Genomic DNA, 25,317 nt, shown 5'->3' with positions numbered 1-25,317 from the left:
TAAACCAAATGAAGCAGAAAATAGAATATGACAATCTCATTCCCATTAATGCTTTTCTTTGGTGTCCGAAGCCGTATCCGCAGCCCCTTCATTTCCATTCTAGCTTGGAAATTGGTTATTGTAAGGAAGGCAAAGGGCAGTTTATTTTTGAAAATAAGCAGTATGAAGTACGCAAAGGTGATGTCTTTATTGTCAACAATACGGAGCTGCATATTGCTCAGTCTGCTCAACACGATCCGAGCCGATATATTTTTCTGAATTTTGATCCGAGTCTATTCCTTGAAGAAGATGAGAAATTATTGCTGCCATTTGCCTATCGGTCAGAGCGATTTGAGAATCACATTGCAGCCGGAACACCGCTTGCTCAGCAAATCGGCGTGCTCATTCAACAGATCTATGAGGAACTAAACGCGAAAGCTGAGGGTTATCTGACGTTTTCCCGTTGCAAATTGCTGGAGCTTGGTGTTATTTTGCTTCGCCATTACAGGAGTTCATTTAGTAAAGAGGAATGGGCTAAAATGTCCAGTTCACAGCGTGAGATAAAAGAAATGATGCTTTTTGTCAAAGAACGCTTTCGTGAGCCTCTTCAGCTGACGGATGTTGCCGCTCATTTAGGTTGGAGCGCTGCACGGACAGGTCGTTTTTTTAAAGAGCATACGGGCATCAGCTTCTTGACCTATATGACACAGCTGCGGATCAGCGATGCGAAGAAGCAGCTCGTGACGAACCTTGATAGTATCGCAGATATTAGTTTTTCCAGCGGGTTCCAGAGTTTGGCTTCGTTTTATCGTGCTTTTAACTTGGATGCTGGTTTATCCCCGCAGGAATATCGTAAACAATTTGGCGTCAAGCAATTATTTTGAGAAGTGTGAAAGAAATTGAGAAGATTAGGTAGAAGTAAATTCGTATAATCAGCTTAAATTCTTACATAAAAGGTGGTTTTACGATGGCTGGTTGGGAGAAGTTAAAGGATATTGTGCGTTTAGAAATTGTACAAAGACGAGAAGAGGGCTGCGATGTCAGCGGGTTTCAGGACAAGTGGGCTGAAGCTGGAGATGACGAAGCGAAGCTGATGACGGTTTATGGTCAGTTGATGGCGCTTGAAATTAGTGCTGACTTCCCTTTTGAAGAACCTTCCGACTTGGCTGGTATCCGTGCGCTGCGGCCCGAAGGACCTCGCCAATTACCGGCGAATAAATCGGAAGCTGAATGGCGCAACCAATTTCAAGGTGCGTGGCTCGGCCGAAGTATCGGGTGTGCACTAGGTAAACCGTTTGAGAATGGACAATTTATGTATGGCAGCGGGGGAAGAGACGGCTGGAAAAATATTGAGCTGTGGTTTAAGGGTGCAGATGCTTGGCCAATTCGTGGATATGTCCCAGGGAGTTCACGAGCGTCAATTGAGTTCGATTTGAAAATAAATGACTGGTGTAAGAAAAGCTGGAAAGAAAACATTCAGTTTATGGAAACCGACGATGATATCCGTTATACCGTGCTAGGGTTGATTCTTTTGGAGGAAAAAGGGTTGGATTTCGATAGCTGGAATATTGGCAAGCTGTGGCATAAGTACCTTAGCTACCAGCAAGTATGTACGGCAGAGACGCAATCTTATTTAAACTTTGCTCAGGTGACCTCCCATATGCAAGGTGAAAAAACGGAGGAATGGGCAGAGAAGAGTGACTGGGTACGAACGTGGTTGAATCCGTATCGAGAGTGGATTGGTGCGCAGATTAGAGCCGATGGGCTGGCATATGGCGCTGCGGGAAATCCGGAACTGGCCGCTGATTTAGCTTGGCGAGACGCTTCTTTCTCCCATGTGAAGAACGGTATCTATGGGGAAATGTTTGTGGCTGCTATGATTGCAGCGGCGTTTAACGAAAGTGATAATGAACGCATTGTGGAAACTGGACTCAGCGAAATTCCGAGCAATAGCCGCTTAGCTCATGATATTCGACAAGCCGTGGAAATTGCGCGTACGTCGGTGGATCAATTAGATTTAGTCGAGCGGATTTGGAATGCGTTCGAGCACTATCATTGTGTCCATACGAACAATAATGCAGCTTTAGTTGCTGCCTCATTGATTTTCGCTAAGGATGACTTTGAACTGGCCGTTACGACATCTGTGCTAGGGGGCTGGGATACCGACTGCAACGGCGCTACCGTTGGATCGATTATGGGAGCAAAGTTAGGAGCGGATAAGCTTCCTGCGTCATGGGCGGAACCGCTTAACGACACGTTATACGCAGAGGTGACAGGATTCCATCCGATTGCGATTTCGGAATGTGCTAATCGCAGCTATGAGGTGTTCAAGAAGATTTCGGCGGAGTATGCTGCTGGATTGGCGAAATAAGTGCAAAGAGGAAATAGTGTAAAGGATCAAGGCTTCTCCACGAGCAAGTGGGGGAGCTTTTTTTGTTATGCTTTTTAGTAGTAATGGCATTTTCATCTTTTACAAATTATTAAATGGACGATAATATCGCGATGACAAACCTTTCGTAAACTTAAAAAGTAATAAGTCAAATAATTTTACTAATTAGGGTTAGTTGAGAGGATGGTCGTTTTTGACACTGGAAAAATGGAAAAACAACTTAGCAGGGTACTTGTTTCTCGCGCCTTCGCTTCTTGTTCTTATTGTGTTTGTCATGATCCCTATCTTCTATAGTGCTGGATTAAGTTTCTTTTCCTGGGATATGCTGCGGCCTAATCCTACCTTCGTAGGCTTGGATAATTACGAAAGAATGTTTACGAACGATGAGTTTTATCACTCATTAAAATTGACGTTTTTGTTTGCTTTCATCACAGTACCGGGGTCATTGATAATAGCTCTATTCTTTGCACTGCTGTTAGATCGAGGGTCTAAGAAATTAATCATATTGATTCGGTCCATGTTTTTTATGCCGATGGTCACCTCGACGGTAGCGATCTCCGTTGTATGGATGTTCATCTTCCATCCGGATTACGGATTGATGAATCAGTTTTTGGGCTGGTTCGGTGTCGAGCCACTAAGCTGGCTGAACGATACCAAAACGTCGTTGTTGTCGATATCCATCATGTCGATTTGGAAGAGTATCGGCTACTGCGTCATTATTTTTCTGGCAGGTCTTCAATCGATCGATAATCAAGTCATGGAAGCTGCCAAGGTAGATGGTGCTACGAAATGGCAGACGGTTATCAAGATCAAGCTGCCTCTGCTGACGCCTTCAATTTTCCTGTTGTTGATTCTGCAAACGATTGAGCAATTTCAGACGTTTTCCCAAGTTGATGTCATGACACAGGGCGGACCGGCTAAAAGCAGTGAACTCATTGTTGTGCAGTTGTACCACTACGCCTTTGAATTGTTCCAGATGGGGTATGCGTCAGCCATTTCTATGGTCATATTCGGGATTGTACTGCTTCTTGTCCTGTTGCAAATGCTGCTGTTAGGCAAGAAAGTACACTATCAATAAGAGAAGGAAGGTAAGATGATGTTTTCTCAAACCAGATTAGTGGCACCAAAAATGAAAAGCTATTCGATGATTAAGGGACTGCAATCTGATCACATTTCCGTACTGATCACATATCTCATTCTCGTGCTTGGTGCTGTTGTTATGATGATCCCGTTCCTATGGATGGTTCTTTCCTCCTTTAAGGAAATCGATCAAATCTTCACAGGCTCATTCCTCTCATTACCAAAGGAATGGCACTGGGATAACTATATAAAGGCATGGAAAAGTGCGCCATTTGGCCGGTTCTTTCTAAACAGTTTCGTGATGTCTATAGGCACTGTTGTAGGACAAATTATCACAAGCAGTCTAGCGGCTTATGCCTTTTCGTGGATTGAGTTTCGGGGGAAAAAGGTGATGTTCATCGCCATCGTAGCTACGACCATTATTCCATTTGAAGCAACGATGATCCCTTCCTATTTAGTCATTAAGGAGCTAGGTTGGATGAATAGTTATGCTGGACTCATCATACCAAGCATATGCAGCGTTTTTGGCATATTTTTGCTTCGTCAGTTCTTTCTCACGATTCCAAAAGATTTCATGGAAGCTGCGCGAATGGACGGCTGTTCTCACCTACGAATTCTGTTTCAAATCGTTTTGCCGCTATCGGGCACAGTGCTTGCAACATTAAGTCTGTTCGCATTCCTTGGGGCGTGGAACAGCTATCTGTGGCCCCTATTAATTACGAATTCCGCAGACATGAGAACCGTACAGATCGGTCTTCGTTACATGGTGGATAAGGAGCTTGGCACCCAATGGCCGCAGCTGATGGCAGCATCCACATTCATCATTTTACCTGTTATGGTCGTGTTCATGATGGCTCAAAAGTATTTCATTCGAGGGGTGATGCATTCCGGAGTGAAATAACCAGTATGACAGTGATGAGCATGAAACTATCGAATTCCATATTCTTAGGAGGTATATACAAGATTATGAAAAAAACACTACTTACAATCATGAGTGCAGTAACAGTTATTACAGCGGCAGGTTGTGCTTCGAAAGAGGATGTGAATCAAGGCAACTCATCTGGTCAGCAGGCAACGGCTGCATCGGCTACAACTGCGGCAGCTAAGGAAGTGACTTTAACCTTTTGGTCAACGAATAAAGACCTTTATGCGGATGACATTAAGCAGTTCGAATCCAAATATCCGAACATTAAAATAAAAGCTGAATTTATGGGTGACTACGATGAAATGGCGAAGAAGGTCATGGCGGGTGTAGTAGCTAATTCATTACCTAATGTCGTGCAGCTTGGTCAAAGACACGGGATACCGCAAGTTGCCGACAGTGGCAAGCTAATTCCGATCGAGCAATTTATGGATAAAAAAGATATCGACGATATTTATCCGGCCTTCTGGAACCGATTCCGATACAAGGAAAAATTGTGGACGATTCCTTTTAACAGTTCGACACCTGTGATGTACTATAACAAAACGATGCTGGATAAAGCGGGAATTAAACCGCCAGATAATTGGAATGAATTAGTGGAAGCGGCCAAGAAGCTGACTCAGGACACAAACGGTGATGGCAAGACGGACATTTGGGGCTTTAATACAGCAGCAGACACACCATGGTACTTACAGCCAATGACCTGGAACCGTGGTGGGAAAATAGTAGATCCTGTAGCAAATAAGATTACTGTCAACAGCAAAGAATCCGTAGAGACATTAAAATCGTTCCAAGATCTCGTTAATGTGCAAAAAGCAATGGCGCCAAATCAGCACAAGACAGCTGAAGAAGATTTCAATTCAGGTAAAGTAGCGATTTTATTCAAATCAGGTTCCGCCTTAGCTGCTACTCAAAAGCAAGTAGGTGACAAATTTGCAGTAGGCGTCGCTCCTCTTCCGATGATTCAATCTCGGACAACACCGATTGGTGGTAACAGCTTAGGTATCTTCAAGTCCAATGATGAATTGCAAAAGGCTTCATGGACCTTTGTTTCTTACTTGACGAATACGGAGAATGCTGCAAAAACAAGCATGAAATCAGGGTATGTACCGATTCGCAAGACATCCACAGATTTGCCGGAATTCCAAAAGTTGCTGAAGGAAAATGATGGCTTCAAGGCAAATATGGGACAAATTGAGTATTTGTATGGACAAGCTATTCATCCAGCTGACTCCTTGATTTGGTCTGGGTTAGTAACTGCTCTGGAAACTGTGGAAGGTGACAGCAAGGCAGATCCGCAAAAGTTGCTTGATAAGCTACAGCAGGATGTTGACGTATTTATGAAAAGTTACAAGTAAATACCGGTTACTGGTTCGGGGAGTGCCTGCCTATTGGCGAGCATTCCTTTTTTTCTACCATATGTGGACATCACTATCAAAAATTATTATGTTAAAGGAGTGCTATTGAATGTTTATGAATCTTGCACATAGAGGGGCTTCCGAATATGCCCCAGAGAATACGTTAGCGTCATTCTATAAGGGAATCGAGATGGGAGCTAACGGTATCGAAACGGATCTCAAGATAACGAAAGATGGCGTTGTCATTCTGTTTCACGATAATGAGTTGAATAGAACGACGAATGGTACAGGACTTCCATCTGATTATACGTGGGAGGAGCTGCAGCAGTTGGATGCGGGAGGGTGGTACTCACCGCGCTATGCAGGGGAACGCTTAGTTTCCTATGAGCAGTTTCTTCATTATTTTGGGAGAAAACCATTGCTGTTTGCGTTAGAATTAAAAGATAAGTTTATAGAGGAGCAAACGCTCTACTATATTGAGAAATATGATGTCCGTGAGCAAGTGACGGTTACTTCCTTTTCATACGATAATCTTCGGGCCGTACGAGCAAAAGATGCGACCATCAAAATGGGACATTTGGTCCGACATATTGATCTTTCTTCTATCGAGCAAGTGAAAGAGATTAATTGTCAACAGATTTGCCCAGCCACTGAGTTCATTACTGCGGAAGGTGTTGCACTCGCGAAAGCACACGGACTAGAGGTCAGAGCATGGGGAGCATTTAGTGAACCGCTGATGCACAAAGCCTTGTCATGCGGGGTGGACGGAATGACGATTAATTTTCCAGATAAATTATCAATGGCTCTAGCCAGTAAAGAAAACAGCGCCATTTCCGTCGAGTAGATCAGGGCATAGCTGCCTAAGCCCTTTGTAGGAAAGAAATGGGTGAGGGGGATGAGGTTTGAAAACCGAGCAAGGTAACAGCTTTCTGTGGATGAAGATGAATAATCAGAGCAAGGTTCTAAAGCTGCTGCACCGTGAGAGGCTCACCTCGCGTATTGAAATTTCTCGGAAATCAGGGATTCAAAAGCAGACAGTCACAAATATTATTGGGGATTTACTGCATCAAGGCTTGGTTGTAGAAGAGGAGACGTTATCCTTAAGGGGAGCCGGGAGACGACCTACGCAGCTGCGGTTAAACAGGGAGCGTCTGGTTTCAATTGGCGTAGAGGTGACCAAAAGTCATGTTGCCGGCGTGCTTATGGATTACAACCGTATGCTGTTGCATCAGGAGAAGCTGTCACTTTCTTTAACGCCAATACGGGATACGAACTCGGTCGAAGCTCAAGATGCGGCTGAACAATTGCTGAACATGCTGATTCAGATCATCGAAATGTTGTTAGCGAAGGTACCTGAAGCATCCATTTTTACCGGCATTGGGGTAGGTGTCCAAGGAATCGTTAATTCCCATGAAGGCATTGTCATACATTCACCTTATCTTGGCTGGTTTCAGGTTCCTGTTCGTTCACTTTTGGAAGACAGGTTCAGCATTCCTGTTTTCATTGATAATAATGTTAGAGCCTTTGCCATTGGTGAGGTGTGGTCCCGTCCGGAGGAGGATTTGGGTCATGTCCTTTGCGTCTATTTGGATGAAGGTGTCGGTAGCGCAATAGTCATCAATCATGAGATCTATTCGGGCTATCAATACCAAGCAGGGGAAATCGGTCATGTGAAGATCGAACTAAACGGCGAGTTGTGCTACTGCGGTCAACGGGGGTGTCTAGAACCCTATGTATCGGTTCAGAATCTGGGGAAAAAAATGGGTCTGGACGGCGGCTTCGGGGAAATAGTGACACTGCTGAAGAAGCAGGATACTCGAGCCGTAAAGGAGCTTCAGGACGTTGGAGATCGATTAGGGTTTGTATTGGGAAATACGATTAACTTAATGAATCCGCAAGCGGTGATCCTCGGAGGTGAGTTAATAAGAGCTGTGTCATGGTTTGCCCCATCTATGACCACCGCTATGGAACAGACGACTAGAGCAAGCAATCGGAGTACAGCGATTATTTTTTCTGATTTTCACCAGAATAACGGATCCATTGGGGCTGCTTCACTTGTTTTTCATCAGGGTTTATTGAATACGATTTCAGGAAAAGAAGGCTCTGGATCATGATTTCAACAGCACGATGGCTTATGGCATTCTATTTTATTTATTACGGCACGACAGCGATGAATATTATCTATCTTCCTTTAGTCCTTAAAGAGAAAGGCCTCTCGCTCCTGGAGATCGGGGCCTTTCTGTCTGCGGGACTTGTAGCAGGCGCGGTGGCTCAACCGTCCTGGGGGGCTGTAAGTGACAGGCTCGGCGGAGTGAAAAGAATTATCCTATGTTGTTTAGTCGGGATGACGGTTGGTCTTGGTATCCTTTTTACTTCGGAAGATAGCATGCTATTGTTGATGGGATATTTGATATTTGTCATTTTTTCTTCTCCGGTCATTCCCTTGGTTGATTCGTGGAACATGTCACTCAGCGAAACAGGTGGGCGGCCTTATGGGGCCTATCGTATTTGGGGGAGCTTGGGTTTTGCTTGTGCCGCGCCTTGTATGGGATGGATTTCACAGCAAACGGGTCCTGTAGTTTTGTATGTTCTTTATTCAGTAGGTTTGGTAATTTCGTTGATTTGTCTGCTGCCATTGCCGGATGAGCCTCGCCATATTTCCGGTACGAGGTCGAATTGGTCTATCATGACCATATGGAAGGGAAAGCCGGGATTATGGTTCATCATGGGTGCATTATTATTGCTAGGTTGTGCTTCCCGAGCAGCAGATAATTTTACAGGCATCTATGCACAAGATATCGGCGGTACGGAATTGTTTGTAGGACTCTGCTGGTCTGTTGCTGCACTTTGCGAAATCCCATTTTTTTACCGGGCGGCGGCATGGGTCGACAAATATGGTCCAATCCGTGTACTCTGCACAGCTGCGGCTTGCTATGGAGTCAAATGGCTGCTCATTTGGACAACGGGGAACTTGGCAGGCCTTATGATAAGTCAAGCGCTCCAGGGCGCAACATTTGCATTGATGTACGTCGCGGCCATGTATTACGTGCGATCTATTGTCCCAACAGCGTTGCGATCAACAGGACAAATGCTGCTTTCGATGTGGATGTTCAGTCTCGCTGGTGTCTTAGGCAGTGGCATGGGGGGATGGCTGATGAATAAGGGCTACTCCTTGGAATTATTTGCCGTCTGTGTCTTACTTGCGGGAGCAGCTTTTGTCCTTCTATTAGCAGGTGTACACCGGAATAAAAGCCCACAGCTCGTTCATACACGTCCAGGAATGTAGGAGGAATCTAACTCGGGAAGGAGTGGCGAATGTATGACTCAGGTGATTGAAATGAACGAAATAGGTTGGAATAGAGATAACAAGATCATCTTGGAAAATATAACTTGGCAAGTTGCCAAGGGCGAGCATTGGGCTATTCTTGGACTAAACGGCTCAGGCAAAACAACCCTGCTCAACATGATTAATGGCTACATTTGGCCAACGAAAGGGCAATTGTCCGTCTTGGGGCATCCTTTTGGAAGCGTTGATATAAGAGAATTGCGCAAGTCAATTGGGTGGGTCAGTTCATCCTTACAGGAGAAGTTGTATGCTTCAGATAGAACACAGCATGTCGTAATCAGTGGCAAACATGCATCTATAGGGTTATATGATAAACCGAGTGAAGAAGATTACGACCGTGCAAGGGCGTATATGCAGCAGTTGTCTTGCTTGCATTTGTATGATCGTACTTATCAATCCTGCTCGCAGGGAGAGAAACAAAAGCTGCTCATTGCCAGAGCATTAATGGCATCACCGAAGCTGTTAATTTTGGATGAAGCTACAAACGGTCTGGATTTTCTTTCTAGAGAAGCTTTATTGTCCAGTATTAGTGAACTAGTCAAGAGCCCGAATGCCCCGACGCTCCTATTTGTCACCCATCATATTGAAGAGATTCTTCCTGTGTTTGGCAAAACTTTACTCATTCGCCGGGGCGGTGTATTTGCCAAAGGAGACTCGCGCGAAGTACTGACTAGTGACAGTTTGTCCTCTTTCTTTGAAACCTCTGTAGAAGTGAATTGGCAGAACCAGCGGGCATGGATTTCCATTCCCTAAATAAACGGAGACCCTCAGTCTTTTGCTGAGGGTCTCTTTGTACGATCTAAGAAGTCCCTACAATACAAATCAGTAGGGACTGTTTGTGTTGAAAGCGTTATAATAAGAGAGATATATTCGTGCAGAGTGAGTGAGTTATTGAGAGATAGAGACGGGGGAACTGGCATGAAACTTTGGCGAATCGTTCGGGAGAAGAAATATTTGCTGCGCATTTTTCTATGGATCAACTGCATGATCCTGCTCATTTTACTTCCATTTTCAAGCCTGATCTATGTGAATGTGGAGAAAAATATGTTCCAAAGCGAATACGAGGGAAGCCAAAAGCTCCTGTCTCAAATGAAGTACAATATCGATTATTTGGACACGATGATTAGTAAACTGACATTTTCTACATACGGCAATAATGATGTGAAGGCACTTATGTATTTGAATGATGAAGAGACGTATGATCATATGAATACGATTAACAAATTGAATGCGACGGTGGTCGCTAACTATCCGTTCGTTCAATCCGTTTATGTCTATAACAACCATAAGAAAATGTACTACTCCACATTCGGTGAGTTGTACCATAAGGATGCCGAGTTAGATAAGGTTCTTGCACAGAACGCTCCGGTTATCCCGTTAAAGGCGATTGTGCGGAAAATGCAAACCGGAGGCACTACCGCGAGCCCTATCTACGATACTGTATTGAGTTATGTCATGTTTGAAAATGTAGATGCAAAAGGGGTAATGGACGGAGCCATCATTCTCAATGTGAAATTAGATTGGCTCGTCGATAACATTCGAACGATTAACCAGTTTGATGCGCGCACGCAAAGCGATTTATACATTTTAGACAACAAGAATCAGTTCATAGAGACCGATACTAACCAGATGATCGCTGAAAATCCTTCGGCGGTAACAATCAAGCGAGCCTTCGAAACGTCGGTTTCCCAAGAGCGGGTGCATGCGGGAGAGTCGGCTGGATTTTACGAAACTGAAGTGAATGGTGACAAGCTCATCGTGTCTTATATCTATTTGGAAAAAACGGGATGGACCCTGTTGGAAGCGAAGCCGTACAAAGAAGTGTACGCTAATCTGAAGCAGTTGATGGATACGATTGTGATCATCACGGGAGCTGTTTTTGTAGGTGCGCTGCTGTTAACGTTATCGGTTTCTCGAGGTATTTATAAGCCGGTGAGAAGGTTAATAGAACAGACATCGCCCGGAGGAGCTGGCAAAGAGGGCTTCCTGAAGCCTGGTGTGAAAGACGAATTTTCCTATTTGACCGAGGTGTATCAGAAGTCGCGAGAACAGCTCTATGAGTACAACCTCGAGAAGAACAATAATACGAGCATTATGAAGATTTACTTTTTGAAAAAGCTAATGGCCGATAGCTACAGCATGAATGCAGCTGAATTTGAAGACGTATTGAGGCAGTTGAATGATACCTTAACCAAAGATAAACCTTTCATCATTTGTGTTCTCCGCATAGATGAGTACAAAAAGTTCCTAAGCCACAAGAGCCTAGCAGAACGGGAGTTGCTGCGCTTCGCGATCGCTAATGTCACGACGGATGCTTTATCCCAGATAAGTGTCGCCCAAACCGTGGATATGAAAGATGACTCGTTCACGATCCTTTTGAACACCGCAGATAGCCAAGAGAACGCCGTGGAACAAGTGGAACAAGCGATACGGGAAGCGCAGAACTACATGGAGAAGCATTACCATATCACATTCACGGCAACCGTCAGCACTATCATTTCCGAGTATACAGCAATTGCTGCCGCCTATAACGAAACCTTAGCTAATAGCTCCTACCGGTATGTATTTGGAACGAAATCTGTGATTTCACAAGCACATATCGATGCAAATATAGAAAATGTAGACATTGAGCATGTGTTGGGCATGGTCAGTAAATTTACAGATGCAGTGCCTAAGGGGCATGCAGTCAAAACAGAAGAAAGACTGCGTGAATTGTTCAGTCAGATCCGCCAATTGGACTATGGCAGCATCATGTTGGTCAGCATGCAGGTCGTTCACCATTTGAAGATGACGATTTTTGAGATGAACCGTACGAGTAAGGAGCCAATTGCTGTTCCAGCAAGACTCATGAGCCGTGAGCTGTATGAGGAGGAAACGATTGAACAATTCGAAGGGCTCTTGTTGGAAGCTGTACGCGCCATTCATAGTGAGGGTGAAGAAAAGGGCATCCAAGGCAATCAAGTTGTCGCTGATACGATTAAGGAGATCATCGATTCCAACTACTTCGACTCATCTCTTTCTGCTGCAAGTATTTCTGACATGATGAGACTACCTGCTTACAAGTTGAGCAAAATAGCCAAGATTCACCTCGGGATGTCGATCCCCGAATATATTAATCAGGTCAAGCTTCATAAAGCGGTGGAATGGATGGAGAATTCGAAGCTGAGCATCCAGGAGATCATGCAGCGAGTGGGCGTTGAGAATGAGAGTTACTTTTATAAATTGTTCAAAGCTAAGTTCGGGATGACACCAAGAGAGTATATGGCGAAGCGTATGCGTTGATATAGAAAAAATAAACAGACCCAGTTGTCCATGATGGACTTCCGGGTCTGTTTGATGTGTGCCTATTTAATTGTGTACGGCAGTTTAAACGTCCAAAGAAGTGTTCCATTTTCTGGCGTCGTGCTATCAATGCCGAAATCGTTATCGTTCGTGATAGCAAGTGTATCACCATTAATAAGCGAAACACCTTCAATTTTTTCATAAGGGAACTTGAAGGCAACTGCATCCAGAACCGTACGTTTCGTCGTAGGCAAGATTCCATTCGCTTTCAAATCTGCAATCGTCATTTGCTCAAGCGTTTTACCTGCGGCTGTCGCACTGTCGTATTTGCCACTAATGTTAGTAGCCGTTGAAAGGTCAATGGCATAAATGCGCTTCAATTGTGCTTTATCGCCAGAGAATTTATCCCGCTCATCGATTAACAGCGTGTTCTCGTTCACGACAACCATATCAGAGATAACGATATCTCCTTGAGCTAGATCTTTAAATTGCTTCGCATCTTCTAGGACGTATACAAACTCACCAACAGGGTTAAGTGTCGCTAGGTCAAACTTAATAATGCGAACTTGACGGGAATTGTCCATGGCTTTATCTGGATTGCGAAGCGCATTCTGCATAGCCATGAACATATATTTGCCATCAGGCGTAATGCCAACAGCTTCAGCTCCACGGTTCTGGCGAAGTTTGTTGTACACGTCTGGCAGTGTCTCACGGGATGGCACAAGCGGAGCGGATGCCTGGCTTGCCCAACCTTTAGGCACAATACGCTCAATGATTGTACCGTCACGTTTCACATGAACAATGGACGGGCCGTATTCATCAGAAATCCAGAAAGTATCATCCTTCGGATTATAAGCCAAGCCTTCGATATCAAGTCCGTACGGGTCGTAAGCTAACACTTTCTCGCCTTTTGCATCATACGGCTCTTCATCGCGCCCTTTAATATTTGGCAGTCCAGTAATCGTAACTTTACCTGATACAGGGTCAGTACCTGACAGCTTCAAAGGGAACTTGTCTAAAATATTGATTTCGCCCTTACTTACTTCGATTTTATAAATCGTTGGTGTATAGTCTGGCAGTGGGAAGGTACGCACTGTTTTACCGTTGATCGTAGGTTGACCGTTTGGCCCGCGATCAGCCGTTGTATAGAAAACATTATCAGGGTCGCCTGGAATGTGCGTTAAGGATGAACCAACTCCCATTTTGATACCTTCTGCAAGATTTGGGGCCTTAAGTTCGTATTTACCAGTCAAAACAGGCTTGTCCGTTAAGGACACACTGCTGCGGAACTCATCCCAATCGACATATTTACCCAAAGATTCAGAAAGCGCACGAACTGGCATGTATAAGCTGCCTTCCAAATTGACAGCAGGTGCAGATGGCTTAATTACTTGTCCATTACTCGAGTACACGACATTCTCGGAAGTTTCCCCACTTACTTGCTGAGCCGTTACTGTTCCCGAAACTGCCACCGGAAGAGCAAGCAGTAAAGAAGTTAATACGATCCATTTACGTTTCATTTGTAGTCATTCTCCCCTCGCTATTGTCCGCATTTATCTTTGACTTCTTAGTTATAGCAAAACAATGTAAGGGTCGTGTAAATTGAATATTACGGAATTGTAAATTTTTAGATCGTCATCTGAAGTTGCTTCCACTCATCTATCCAGATACGATTGTGATATACTGTATATGATATATACATTTTCGGAACTGCAAGGATAATGGAGGATTGAGCAACATGGAAATCGGCGACGAGATCGATGATGAAATCATACAGAGCTTACCATCAGGTGTAGCGCTTAGTTGGGGAATTATTAAGCCGTCCCGCAGAGGGCCAAAAGGTGAACTTAGCATCAAAAAAATCGTTGATGCGGCGATAGACATTGCTGATAACGATGGACTTGCGGCGGTGTCCATGAGCAGAGTGGCCCAATCGTTGGGGTACACGACGATGTCGCTCTATCGCTACATCACAAGCAAAGAAGACTTGCTCGTACTGATGCAGGATGCAGTCTGTGATATCCCCATTCCACCGGAGGTGCCAGGAAAGCCGTGGCGCGAAGAGATGGGGGAATACGTCTGGGCATGCGTAGATGTGTTCCGCAAACATGCGTGGTATGGGGATATTCCGATTACGAGCGTGCCACTCGCGCCCAATAATCTGCAGGTCATCGACTGGATGTTGAGAATCATGCGGGATTTTCCACTGAATGATTTTGAGAAAATGTCATTTCTATTGCTCGTTAGCAGCTATTCTAGAGCATGCGGTCTGATCGCGCGCGACATGGATAAGGCTATCCGTGATGGTGCGAGCCCGGAGACATTTAGCGGCGTCAATTATGGGGCAGCACTCAAACAGCTGGTGAAGCCGGATCGTTTTCCCAATCTCCATCCCATCTTAATGGCGGGTGCTTACACGGATGAGGCGGAGAATCCGATCGGCAACGATCTGGCCTTCGGACTCGAGCGAATCTTGGATGGGATTGCGCATTATTTGCGGGAGAAGGGAGTGGGGCAGGGGGAATAGTCCCTCGACCCCGACCCTAAAACCAATGCCAAAGCCAAAGGCAAAGGCAAAGCCAACCCCAACGCCAATGCCAAAGCCAAAGCCAAAGCCAACCCAAAGCCAAAGCCAAAGCCAAAGCCAACCCCAACCCCAACCCCAACCCCAACCCCAACCCCAACCCCAACCCCAACCCAACCCCACCTCACCCCAAAGCCTGTTTGGTTGCTCTTTTATGTGAATAGATGGATTTCCTGTAGTTAATTCTTCGTGAAATCGATACAAATGAAGAATAGATGGATTTTGTACAGCTAATTTCGAGGAAATTTGCCAATACGCTCTTTTGGGGGAGAATTAGCTACATATTTTCCATCTAATTCTAATTTTCAGTTGGAATGCTCTGAAATAGCTGTACAATTTCCAGTTAAGTTGTGGTGTTGAGAGTAGTTTGGGGAAACGAGGGCCCCCACTTAGCGCCTGAGGTAATAGGTACCTTTATCAAAAACAAACAGCGCCCCGGCAAAGCCGAGGCGCTGTTTGTTTGGGTGGAAGGCTATTTCTGTGTATAGCGTTATGCGATAACGTTATTTGCATCCACAGACCATTTTCAAGGGAAATAGGATGATGGGATAACGCTATTCCACCTTTTTAGCAGAAAATGAGCTAGTTGAAGGAGAATAACGTTATGCCATACCGTTAAACGCGGGCTATCCGAGTTTTTCTGCGAGATAAGATGATGGCATAACGCTATCTATCTCAACACTGTATGCTGATTCCCCCAAGCGAAGGCTCCCCTCACTTCCCGCCATTCTTACGAAACGCCAGAATACACCAACTAATCGCTATCACCAGCAAAGCGACGCACCAACCGACGGCCCACCAAGCGTTATTCAGCACCGGTGTACCCATGAGCAGTCCGCGAATCGTCTCAATAACCGGTGTAATTGGCTGATGGTTCGCAAAACCTTGCATCCAAGAAGGCATGGTATTCGTTGGGACGAATGCGCTGGACAGATAAGGAAGGAACAGCAGGGCAAAGCCGTAGCCGCTGGCAGCGGAAGGGCTGCCAGTGACGAGGCCAATCGCCGCGAACAGCCAGGTAAAGGTTAGAATGAACAAGATGATGATGCCAATAGCTCCAAGCCATTCGATGAATGTCGCGTTTGGACGAAAACCAACGAGCAGAGCAACGCCAATGACCAAACAAGTAGCGAGCAAATTACGAGCAAGGCTTGCGGCGACATGACCGGTAATGACGCTGATGCTGCTAATCGGCATCGTTCGGAAACGGTTAATAATGCCGTTGGTCATGTCGGTTGCCACATCAACAGCGGTGCTGGATGAACCGAAGCCTGCACATAAGAGAATGATGCCGGGTACAACATAGTTCACATAATTGCCGCTAGAATCAATAGCACCGCCGAATATATAGGTAAACAGCAGCATGAGCATGATAGGTAGCATGATGGCCATCATCAGCGACTCGATGTTGCGCAAGCTGTGACGGATACTGCGTCCGACGAAGACGGCGTTGGTTGCTGCGAAAGAAGCAGGCTTTGGCGTAGCTTGTAGACTGCTCTTATTCAAAAGTGGAGCCGAGTTCATCGGTTGTACGTTCTTCAGCGCTTGGAAATCATTCATACGAGGGAGGCCTCCTTGTAGTTAGGTGTCGTCAACGCTAAGAAGACATCGTCCATGCTTGGCTTGCGAATGGAGATGCGTGTACCTGGTGGGCACGAGCCCGCGATCTCGTTCAACGTTTGGCTGACATCCTGAACAGTGCCGCTGGTCGGAATGGATAGAATGACTTCGTCCAACACATTCCGGAGCTCGATGACTTCGCCGCCGACACGTGCTTTCAAAGCTTCAGCAGAGCCGGATGCAACGATGCGTCCATGATTCAGCACAGCAATTTCATCTGCAAGTTGATCAGCTTCTTCCAAATATTGCGTCGTCAACAGTATCGTCATGCCTTGCTGCTTCAACTGGAGAATAGTCTCCCACAGGGATCGGCGGCTGACCGTATCTAGACCCGTCGTCGGCTCGTCGAGAAAAAGCACGGGACGACTAACGACAAGGCTAACGGCCAGATCCAATCTGCGGCGCATGCCGCCAGAGTAGGATTTCACACGCTTGCCAGCTGCGGCTTCCAGATCGAATTGCTGGAGCAGTTCCGCTGCACGGGCGCGGGATTCATCCGCAGATAAGCCAGCTAGTCGGCACATCATGATGATATTCTCGAGGCCCGTTAACACCTCATCCACTGCCGCGAATTGCCCCGTGAGCGAGATCGATCCCCGTACGATCTTACGGTCAGCGATGACATCATACCCTTCGATTCGTGCATAGCCCGCATCCGGTTCCGATAACGTTGATAGAATGTTTATCAACGTTGTTTTTCCTGCACCATTTGGCCCGAGCAACGCAAATATAGATCCTTTTCCCACCTTTAAATCAATGCCATCCAATACGGTTTGGTTGCCAAAGCATTTACGCAAGCCACTTACTTCAATAGAATTCATAGTCATCCAATTGCCCCCGTCCTTTGAATTGTGGATCATATAAACAGTGTATTACATACTCAGTTATTTATGATCATTCTCAAGACCGATATTGCACTCAGCCGTGCGTCTCATTCACTCGCCCTCATACACCATCTTCAACCCGCCAAAACCCGCAATATATAAGGGATTTCACCACTTTCATCACAAAAAAGTACAGTGAAAATCCATCCGATTTTCGAATCTTACAGTACATTTTAACCACAGCAAAAATGAGCAGTATTCAATTCGCTCCCTACTTTCGTATGATGAAATCGCAAAGAGGACGCAACGTAACACAGACAGAAGGAGGCAGCGTACTTGGGAATCTTCTCAGCAATACGCAAAGAATCGAAGCATTTCTGGAGGGCAAAAAGTTTGTTTTTAATCGGATTGCCGGCCGTCATTGTGGTGTTTACCTTTTACTACTTACCTATGTACGGTATCGTGATCGCATTCAAAGATATCAACTACGCCAAAGGCATTTGGGGAAGCGATTGGGTAGGGCTGCATAACTTCAAGTTTTTCTTCAACTCGCAAGATGCATTTAGGATTACACGAAACACGCTGCTATTAAATGGATTGTTTATCGTAGTGGGGATGTCCTGCGCATTAGTTATTGGATTATTACTGGCTGAATTGGGCCGGAGATGGGTGAAGCTGTTTCAGACGATCTTGTTCTTCCCTTATTTTCTTTCGTGGGTCGTCGTCGGTTTCGTCAGCTACATTCTGCTAAATCCATCCTTCGGTGTGATCAATAAAACGTTGGAGCAGCTCCATCTCACCCCGATCGACTGGTATAGCAAGCCGGGGTATTGGCCCCTCATTTTAACACTCACCTACTTATGGAAAAATGTCGGCTACACCGCCATCATCTTCTTCACGGGTCTGCTGTCCATCGACAACAGTTATTATGAGGCTGCTTCTATAGATGGAGCTTCGCGATTGCAGCAAATTCGGAAGATCTCGATCCCGCTCATTTTGCCACTGATAACAATGCTGTTCATGCTCAATGTGGGCCGTATTTTCTACTCGGACTTCGGATTATTCTACTTCGTGCCCCGAGATGCAGGGATGTTATACCCAACGACAGATGTCGTGGATACGTATGTGTTTCGCTCATTACGGGTTGTTGGTGACTTGGGCATGGCCTCCGCAGCTAGCTTGTACCAAGCGGTTGTTGGTCTAGTTCTAGTCGTAACGACGAACATACTCGTCAGAAAATTTAGTAAAGATCATGCGTTGTTCTAAGGAGGAGGGTGGAGGTGCATTCATCTATTAAGCAAAAGTCAGAAAATAACCCGCTGATCATTCTATTCTTTATCGTTTTATCCATCTTGTTCATCTATCCGATGCTGTACGTCATTTCGGTCTCCCTCTCCTTCGATGGGGACATAGCAAAATTTGGTTACCAACTGATCCCCGAGCGTATTACGTTTGTCGCGTATTCGTATATTTTTCAAACGCCAAAAGCGCTACTGCAATCCTACATGGTGACGATTTTTGTAACGGTCGTAGGAACCGTATTAAGCTTGATACTCACTTCTTCTCTGGCCTATATCATGACGCGGAAGGATTATCGGTATAGCCGTATAACAGGATACTTCGTCTTCTTCACGTTACTCTTTAATGCGGGATTGGTTCCTTCTTATATCGTGATGACCAGTGTGTTGCACCTGCAGGATACGATTTGGGCCTTAATTCTTCCGTATGGGGTCAGCGCTTGGTTTACGATGCTCATGAAGGGTTTTATGGATGGGTTACCTTTTGAAATTATTGAGTCTGCCAAAATCGATGGATCTTCCGAACTGAGCACTTTTGTGCGAATTGTTCTTCCACTTTCGAAACCAGCCCTAGCGACAGTAGGTTTGTTCTATGCTCTGGCTTACTGGAATGATTGGTGGCTTGCTATGCTGTACATTCAAAATGAGAATCTGATTCCGCTTCAATACTACTTGCAGCGAATCATGTCTAATATCGAGTTTTTGACGAAAAATATGCAAGCAGGCATCAGCATTGATATGAGTGCGATTCCAGCTGAATCATCCCGAATGGGCATTGCTATTTTGGCCGCAGGCCCGATGTTGTTCGCTTTCCCTTTCTTTCAGAAATACTTGATCAAAGGATTGACAGTTGGTGCTGTTAAAGGCTAACTGAATGTATGGCTTCAAAACGTTTGTCAATCCGAATCCGGATCGGATGATAATACATGTCTTTCTGAGTATGCTTTCTTAGTATTTTTACTTAGTACTCTTTCTTAGTACCATGTTGACCATGAAATCAGGAGGGTTCGATGATATGAAAAATAGATCAATCAAAGCGTTAGCTCCCGTTATTGTAAGCTGTGTGTCCCTATCCATGCTGCTCAGTGCTTGCGGTTCTAACACGAATAGTTCTTCACCGTCCCCAGCAGCCAGCCTTGCACCTGCATCTCCAGCGGCAACGACGGCTGCGTCGGCGCCAGCAACAACAGAGCTTAAACCATATGAAATTACTTGGTATTTGCCGCAAAGCGTGTTCCCTGATGCGAAGTTGGTTCAAGATGCGATGAGCAAAATTACCAAAGAGAAAATCAACGCAACATTGAACATCCAATTGGTCGATTGGGGTACGTACGATCAGAAAATGCAAGCGATTGCAGCTTCTGGCGAGAAAGCAGATCTTATTTTCACATCCAACTGGACAAATGACTACCTGCAAAACGTAAATAAGGGAGCATTCCTCGACATTACGGAGCTGTTACCGAAATATGGACCCGACATTCTAAAGCAAGTTCCACCATCAGCTTGGGATGCGGCGAAAGTGAAAGGCAAGCTGTACGGTATCATCAACACGCAAGTTTTGGCTCGTACACCGGGTGTACTAATTAATAAAACTACATTGGACAAATATGGCTATAAAGCCGATCAGTTTAAGACATTGGGCGATTTGACACCATTTTTCGAAAAAGTAAAAGCGTCGGAACCGGACAAATATCCGTTCAGCTTAAAAGGTGATATGGATGTCATGGGGAACTACGGCAGCGCCATCGGTCTTGAATACTTTTCACAGAAGAACCCAGGGGTTGTTCGTATCGATGATGCGTCTTCCAAAGTCGTGAATTTGTATGAAACGAAGGAGTTTACGGCCTTTTTGAAACAAATGCGTGAATGGTATTCCAAAGGGATTATTCGTAAAGACGCAGCAACGATCAAAGATACGAACTCGGATGAACTGGCAGGAAAATACGTCTCCTCCACGTTCACGGTGATCAATCCAGATACAGCAGCTAACCAGGCGCAAAAATTTGGTGGTGGTGACGCAGCGAATGTAGCAGCGATCGAGTTCTCGAAGCCCTACATGAGCACAGGCTCCATTATTGCGACCATGACGGCCATCTCTCGCACATCCAAAGATCCAGCTAGAGCGATGATGTTCTACAATTTGATGTACTCGAATGCGGAACTGTTTAATCTGATGAGCTATGGGATTGAAGGTAAGCATTATACGAAGGTTTCCGATGGTTTGATCAAAAAGATGGACAATGCCGGCTACTGGGTAGATTCCGGTTGGGAGTACGGCAACATGTTCAATTCGTACCGTACCAGTGCAACACAGCCGAAATGGTTTCCAGCAGGTCCGGATAAGAATGCTGCAGCGATTCCATCCAAAATTCTCGGCTTCTCCTTTGACCCAAGTAACGTGAAAAGTGAATTGGCACAAACTGCATCCGTCGTGGATGAATTCTATGCGGGATTGATTACGGGGATTGCTGACCCAGACACAACACTGCCAGTGATGAATGCGAAGCTGAAGAAAGCAGGCTTGGACAACATTTTGGCGGACATGCAGAAACAAATCGATGCTTGGAAAGCTTCGAAGTAAGCAATGAATGAAATGTCGCTTCTCTTCATTTAGAAAAGCAGTCTCCCCATTAGGGGAGGCTGCTTTTTTGTATATCGTGTGGTTGTCACCTTAACAAAATGAACCATGTGTAAGAAAGGTAACAGGATGTTTTGTAAGAAAGGTCAACTGAACAAAACATGTCTATTTCCATTCTCTTCACCGCAGGATACGATCGAATCGCCAGCACAACAGCAGGCTCAATTTCGAAAGGGTGAACACAACATGGAGGAAAGAACGACCGGTTTCCATACAGGTAGAATCCAACGGAAGCCAATATGGACCAAACCGACGCCATCCACATTCAGAAATCGACTGATACGGGATCGACATCTGTATCTGATGCTACTGCCTGTGATCGGATTTTATCTGTTATTTAAATACGCTCCGATGGCTGGCGAAATTATTGCTTTTAAGGATTATCGTTTTGCAGATGGTATTTTTGGAAGTGAATGGGTGGGGTTCAAACACTTCTCTAGCTTATTCCAAAGTATTGATTTTTGGAGAGTTCTCAGGAATACCTTGCTGCTCAATGTCTACAGTCTTGTATTAGGATTCCCGATACCTATTCTTCTTGCGCTTCTCCTCAATGAAGTTCGCAAAGAGTGGTATAAAAGGACTGTGCAGAATCTGCTCTACTTACCTCATTTTATCTCATGGGTTGTTCTAGGGGGTATCTTTATAGCTATGCTTTCCCCAAGCACAGGGGTTGTGAATTTGGTGCTGACGAAGGTGTTTGGCATCGAGCCGATCTACTTCATGGCCAGTTCCGGCTGGTGGCCAATCGCATATACCTTATCCGGTATTTGGCGTGAAGCGGGATGGGGAACTATTTTATATCTAGCAGCAATGGCATCCATTGATCCTCAGCAGTATGAAGCAGCGAAGATGGATGGGGCATCGAAACTGCGTCAGATTTGGCACATTACGTTACCCGGAATTCGCAGCACAATTGCTATTTTACTCGTTCTTCGGATGGGGCACATGATGGATGTGGGTCTCGAGCAGACGTTGGTGCTCCAGAATATGTCTGTATTGGATGTAGCGGATGTCATCAGCACTTATGTGTATCGTGTGGGCTTACAAAATATGAACTATAGCTATACGACAGCATTAGGTTTGTTCCAATCCGCGGTTGGTTTGATTCTAGTCGTGGGTGTGAATCGATTAACCCGAGTTTTCGGAGAAAGGGGGCTTTGGTAATCGATGAAAACCTTCAATAGCAATCAACCATTCTTCACTCGTTTGGGAACAGCGGCGAATTACACAGTGCTTGCGATCTGTTCACTAATTGCGTTATACCCCTTTTGGTATGAGATCGCAGCTTCTTTCAGCAGCAGTAGAGCCATTACAGCAGGTGAGGTGTCCTTATGGCCCATTGAATTCAATACGGAAGCCTACCAGCGGCTTTTCCAGGATGGACAGCTCTTTGTAGCCATGCGCAACACGGTGCTGGTAACCGTTGTGGGAACAGCCCTCAATATGGCCCTTACTTTATTGGCCGCGTATCCGCTTTCTAGACGAAGACTGATGGGACGCACGTCCATCCTCATGTTCATCACATTTACGATGTTGTTCGTTTCAGGTGTAATTCCGAATTTTATACTCGTAAAATCCTTAGGTCTTATGGATACGTACTGGGCATTATGGCTGCCTGCTTTAATAAGTACGTATAACATGTTCGTGATGAAAACATTCATGGAGGGCTTACCCGAGGAAGTTGAGGAGTCTGCGGCTATCGACGGCGCAGGTGATTGGCGAATTTTGATTCAAATCATCGTACCTTTATGCAAGCCGATTTTAGCTGCGCTTTCCCTCTTTTATGCGGTCGGCTGGTGGAACTCGTATTTCAACGTATTGCTGTATGTGACTAAAACGACCATGCAGACGCTGACGCTCAAGCTCTACCAAATGATTCTGCAGGTGGATCAGAGTCTGCTCGACAATGTTTCTGGAAGTGAGGGCGTAGCTAATGTAGTCCTAACGCCAGAAGGCATCAAAGCGGCTGCTATCGTCATCGCAGTTACGCCAATTCTGATTGTCTATCCCTTCCTTCAGAAACATTTCGTCAAAGGAGTCTTGATTGGATCGGTTAAAGGCTGATATCATGGGGCACATAGCCCTTGGTATAGATAACAAACTATAAGGGGATGAATTCATTGAAGAAGTCTAATCATGTTTGGAAACCAGTTCTTGCTGCAAGCTTGTCTTTGGCGGTACTGGCTGCCTGTAGCTCAAATACGGCAACGACTGAAAGCAGCTCGACTGCACCACAAGGCAGTGCACCAGCTGCGGCAACACCGGTAGGACCGAAGAAAGAAATCAGCATTTCCACTTTTGATAGAGGTACCGTAGCCGCAGAAGAAGGCAGCTATGAAGATAACCGATGGACGAAATGGATCAATGAAAATTCCCCTGCCAAAGTGAGTTGGGTTCCAGTTCCTCGAGCGCAGGCTCAACAGAAGTTAAGCACCCTGGTTGCTTCTGGCAGTGCACCAGATCTCATCTGGGAGTATGATCGCAACTATATTGCCCAATTAGCTAACCAAGGTGCCATTCAGCCCATTGACAGCTACATTGAGAAGTACAGTACGACTTTGAAGAAGTATCTGCAAGAACATCCTGAACTGAAATCTGCCATGACCATTAATGGTAAAATGTATGCCATTACCAGCAGCAGAAGTATCGATGGTATTGCCAACCATGCGATGTGGATTCGGCAGGATTGGTTGGATAAACTCGGATTAAAGGCACCAACGACAACGGAAGAATTAATTGAAGTGGCAAAAAAATTCAAAGATGCGGACCCTGACGGCAATGGTAAAGCAGATACCGTACCTATTGCGTTCAATGGTAATGCTGTGCAAATTATTAGAGCTTTCTTTCAGGTGAATGAGAATCAATGGTATTTGGAAGATGGCAAAATGAAATTTGGCAGAACGTTGGATCGATACAAGGATTCCATCGCTTATCAGAAAGCGTTATTCGACCAAGGTTTGTTGGATAAAGAATATATTACGGATAGCAACTTCCAGCGAGCACGTCAATTGTGGACGACGGGCAAATCAGGTATTTATATGAGTTCTTGGAATATGCAAAATGAATTTATAGATCTAAAGAAAAATGTGCCGGATGCGAAGATGGTTCCGTTAGAGCCGGTAGCTAGTAAATATGGGAAAAATGGGTTGTATCAGGAGCTGCCGGCGAATATTCTTGTCGCTTTTAACAGCAAGATGAAGGAAGATAAAATTGAAACAGCTATTAAATTTCTAGATTGGATGATGGAAAAAGGGGATATGTCACTGAAGTACGGGGAGGAAAACGTTCATTACAAACTGCAGGATGGGAAGATTCCTCAAGTACTGAATGCTGATAAATCCCGTAAGGAAGTATCTTACGCGTATGAGTACGCAATCGTATCTGATTTTAGCTTAGTACCTGAGTGGTTCCCGGTCATGGCTGCACAAGATGCTGTATCCCAAGAATATGCCAAAATAAAGACGCAATCACTGAATGTGGCTCTCAAAAATAAATATCGTAGAGACATTGCCTTTAATCCGGATCTTCCTGAAGTCAGTCAGTTAATCGCAACATTCCATCCGATTGCAACGCAGATTGAGGTGAAAGCCGTAACAGGCGGCAATGCTTCAACTCCTGAATCTGCGATGGAAGAAGCTCGCAAAGAATGGAAGCGGCTTGGTGGGGAAAATGTGGAGAAGCTGGCTCAAGAATGGTATGAGAAGAACAAAGAGTTTTTGAAATAAATAATCCACGTATAGTCTAGGGTATTATGCGTCATTAACAACTCAGAATCATCTGAATTCATTTACTGGTTATTAAGCATTTTGCAGCAGGGATTTATCTCTGCTCGAAATGCTTTTTTTATGTTGAATGGAGTGACATCATCATGCTTCAGGTTACATCTTTTAAGGTGAACATAAACAATCTGCTAAATGATAGTCGATTCAACAGGATCGAAAGAAATGCCACGTCATATAAAAAGTGTCTCTTGTGATTTGGTCCGTATTTGACTAAG

General features: G+C 45.1%; 20 protein-coding genes. 17 read left to right on the top strand and 3 right to left on the bottom strand.

Annotation, left to right across the window (positions count from 1 at the left end):
* The first annotated feature begins 8 nt into the window (after window positions 1-8).
* From AC58QM_RS13420 to AC58QM_RS13375, 10 genes are all read left to right on the top strand, one after another.
* Window positions 9-863 (top strand): AraC family transcriptional regulator, encoded by an 855-nt coding sequence (locus tag AC58QM_RS13420; RefSeq protein WP_310499200.1) that lies wholly within the window; start codon window positions 9-11, stop codon window positions 861-863.
* An 83-nt stretch (window positions 864-946) separates the two neighbouring features.
* The gene (locus AC58QM_RS13415; RefSeq protein WP_497284688.1) at window positions 947-2,350 is read left to right on the top strand and encodes an ADP-ribosylglycohydrolase family protein; all 1,404 of its coding nucleotides are present in this window, start codon (window positions 947-949) and stop codon (window positions 2,348-2,350) included.
* A gap of 211 nt (window positions 2,351-2,561) precedes the next feature.
* A complete protein-coding gene (locus AC58QM_RS13410) occupies window positions 2,562-3,446 on the top strand; it encodes a carbohydrate ABC transporter permease (protein WP_497284686.1) in 885 nt (294 codons plus the stop codon).
* Window positions 3,447-3,461: 15 nt separating this feature from the next.
* Complete coding sequence (locus AC58QM_RS13405; RefSeq protein ID WP_497284684.1) at window positions 3,462-4,349, top strand: carbohydrate ABC transporter permease; 888 nt, start codon at window positions 3,462-3,464, stop codon at window positions 4,347-4,349.
* Window positions 4,350-4,414: 65 nt separating this feature from the next.
* Window positions 4,415-5,728, top strand: coding sequence for an ABC transporter substrate-binding protein (locus AC58QM_RS13400; protein WP_497284682.1), 1,314 nt, complete (start codon window positions 4,415-4,417; stop codon window positions 5,726-5,728).
* Between the two features lie 109 nt (window positions 5,729-5,837).
* The gene (locus AC58QM_RS13395; RefSeq protein WP_497284680.1) at window positions 5,838-6,572 is read left to right on the top strand and encodes a glycerophosphodiester phosphodiesterase; all 735 of its coding nucleotides are present in this window, start codon (window positions 5,838-5,840) and stop codon (window positions 6,570-6,572) included.
* A 58-nt stretch (window positions 6,573-6,630) separates the two neighbouring features.
* Window positions 6,631-7,842, top strand: a complete 1,212-nt coding sequence (locus AC58QM_RS13390; RefSeq protein ID WP_497284678.1) for an ROK family transcriptional regulator — start codon at window positions 6,631-6,633, stop codon at window positions 7,840-7,842.
* Complete coding sequence (locus AC58QM_RS13385) at window positions 7,839-9,014, top strand: MFS transporter (RefSeq protein ID WP_497284676.1); 1,176 nt, start codon at window positions 7,839-7,841, stop codon at window positions 9,012-9,014. Before AC58QM_RS13390 ends, AC58QM_RS13385 begins: the two co-directional genes overlap by 4 nt.
* Window positions 9,015-9,047: 33 nt before the next feature.
* A complete protein-coding gene (locus tag AC58QM_RS13380) occupies window positions 9,048-9,827 on the top strand; it encodes an ABC transporter ATP-binding protein (protein WP_497284674.1) in 780 nt (259 codons plus the stop codon).
* Window positions 9,828-9,992: 165 nt separating this feature from the next.
* Window positions 9,993-12,356 (top strand): helix-turn-helix domain-containing protein, encoded by a 2,364-nt coding sequence (locus AC58QM_RS13375; protein ID WP_497284672.1) that lies wholly within the window; start codon window positions 9,993-9,995, stop codon window positions 12,354-12,356.
* A 62-nt stretch (window positions 12,357-12,418) separates the two neighbouring features.
* Here the strand turns inward: AC58QM_RS13375 and AC58QM_RS13370 are convergent, their stop codons facing one another.
* On the bottom strand, window positions 12,419-13,876 hold the full coding sequence (locus tag AC58QM_RS13370; protein ID WP_497284670.1) for an esterase-like activity of phytase family protein: 1,458 nt from the start codon (window positions 13,874-13,876) through the stop codon (window positions 12,419-12,421).
* A gap of 218 nt (window positions 13,877-14,094) precedes the next feature.
* On the opposite strand from AC58QM_RS13370, the gene AC58QM_RS13365 reads away from it, so the two are divergent.
* Window positions 14,095-14,883, top strand: a complete 789-nt coding sequence (locus AC58QM_RS13365) for a TetR/AcrR family transcriptional regulator (RefSeq protein ID WP_497284668.1) — start codon at window positions 14,095-14,097, stop codon at window positions 14,881-14,883.
* 771 nt (window positions 14,884-15,654) lie between these two features.
* Here AC58QM_RS13365 and AC58QM_RS13360 read toward each other — a convergent pair.
* Together AC58QM_RS13360 and AC58QM_RS13355 are read right to left on the bottom strand one after the other, a co-directional pair.
* On the bottom strand, window positions 15,655-16,464 hold the full coding sequence (locus AC58QM_RS13360) for an ABC transporter permease (protein WP_497285294.1): 810 nt from the start codon (window positions 16,462-16,464) through the stop codon (window positions 15,655-15,657).
* A gap of 32 nt (window positions 16,465-16,496) precedes the next feature.
* A complete protein-coding gene (locus AC58QM_RS13355) occupies window positions 16,497-17,387 on the bottom strand; it encodes an ATP-binding cassette domain-containing protein (protein ID WP_497284666.1) in 891 nt (296 codons plus the stop codon).
* A gap of 333 nt (window positions 17,388-17,720) precedes the next feature.
* On the opposite strand from AC58QM_RS13355, the gene AC58QM_RS13350 reads away from it, so the two are divergent.
* The 6 genes from AC58QM_RS13350 (at window position 17,721) to AC58QM_RS13325 (ending at window position 25,045) form a co-directional block, all read left to right on the top strand.
* Window positions 17,721-18,650, top strand: coding sequence for an ABC transporter permease (locus AC58QM_RS13350; RefSeq protein ID WP_497284665.1), 930 nt, complete (start codon window positions 17,721-17,723; stop codon window positions 18,648-18,650).
* Between the two features lie 14 nt (window positions 18,651-18,664).
* The gene (locus AC58QM_RS13345; protein ID WP_497284663.1) at window positions 18,665-19,552 is read left to right on the top strand and encodes a carbohydrate ABC transporter permease; all 888 of its coding nucleotides are present in this window, start codon (window positions 18,665-18,667) and stop codon (window positions 19,550-19,552) included.
* A 145-nt stretch (window positions 19,553-19,697) separates the two neighbouring features.
* Window positions 19,698-21,263 (top strand): DUF3502 domain-containing protein, encoded by a 1,566-nt coding sequence (locus tag AC58QM_RS13340; RefSeq protein WP_497284661.1) that lies wholly within the window; start codon window positions 19,698-19,700, stop codon window positions 21,261-21,263.
* A 243-nt stretch (window positions 21,264-21,506) separates the two neighbouring features.
* A complete protein-coding gene (locus tag AC58QM_RS13335) occupies window positions 21,507-22,484 on the top strand; it encodes an ABC transporter permease (RefSeq protein ID WP_497284659.1) in 978 nt (325 codons plus the stop codon).
* 3 nt (window positions 22,485-22,487) lie between these two features.
* Window positions 22,488-23,384, top strand: coding sequence for a carbohydrate ABC transporter permease (locus AC58QM_RS13330; protein ID WP_497284657.1), 897 nt, complete (start codon window positions 22,488-22,490; stop codon window positions 23,382-23,384).
* Between the two features lie 56 nt (window positions 23,385-23,440).
* Window positions 23,441-25,045 carry an extracellular solute-binding protein gene (locus tag AC58QM_RS13325; protein ID WP_497284655.1) on the top strand — a complete coding sequence of 535 codons (1,605 nt, stop codon included), beginning with the start codon at window positions 23,441-23,443 and terminating at the stop codon, window positions 25,043-25,045.
* Window positions 25,046-25,317: the final 272 nt, after the last annotated feature.

The sequence above is a fragment of the Paenibacillus sp. J22P165 genome, from assembly GCF_059692015.1.
This window is presented reverse-complemented; position numbering and strand designations above follow the sequence as displayed.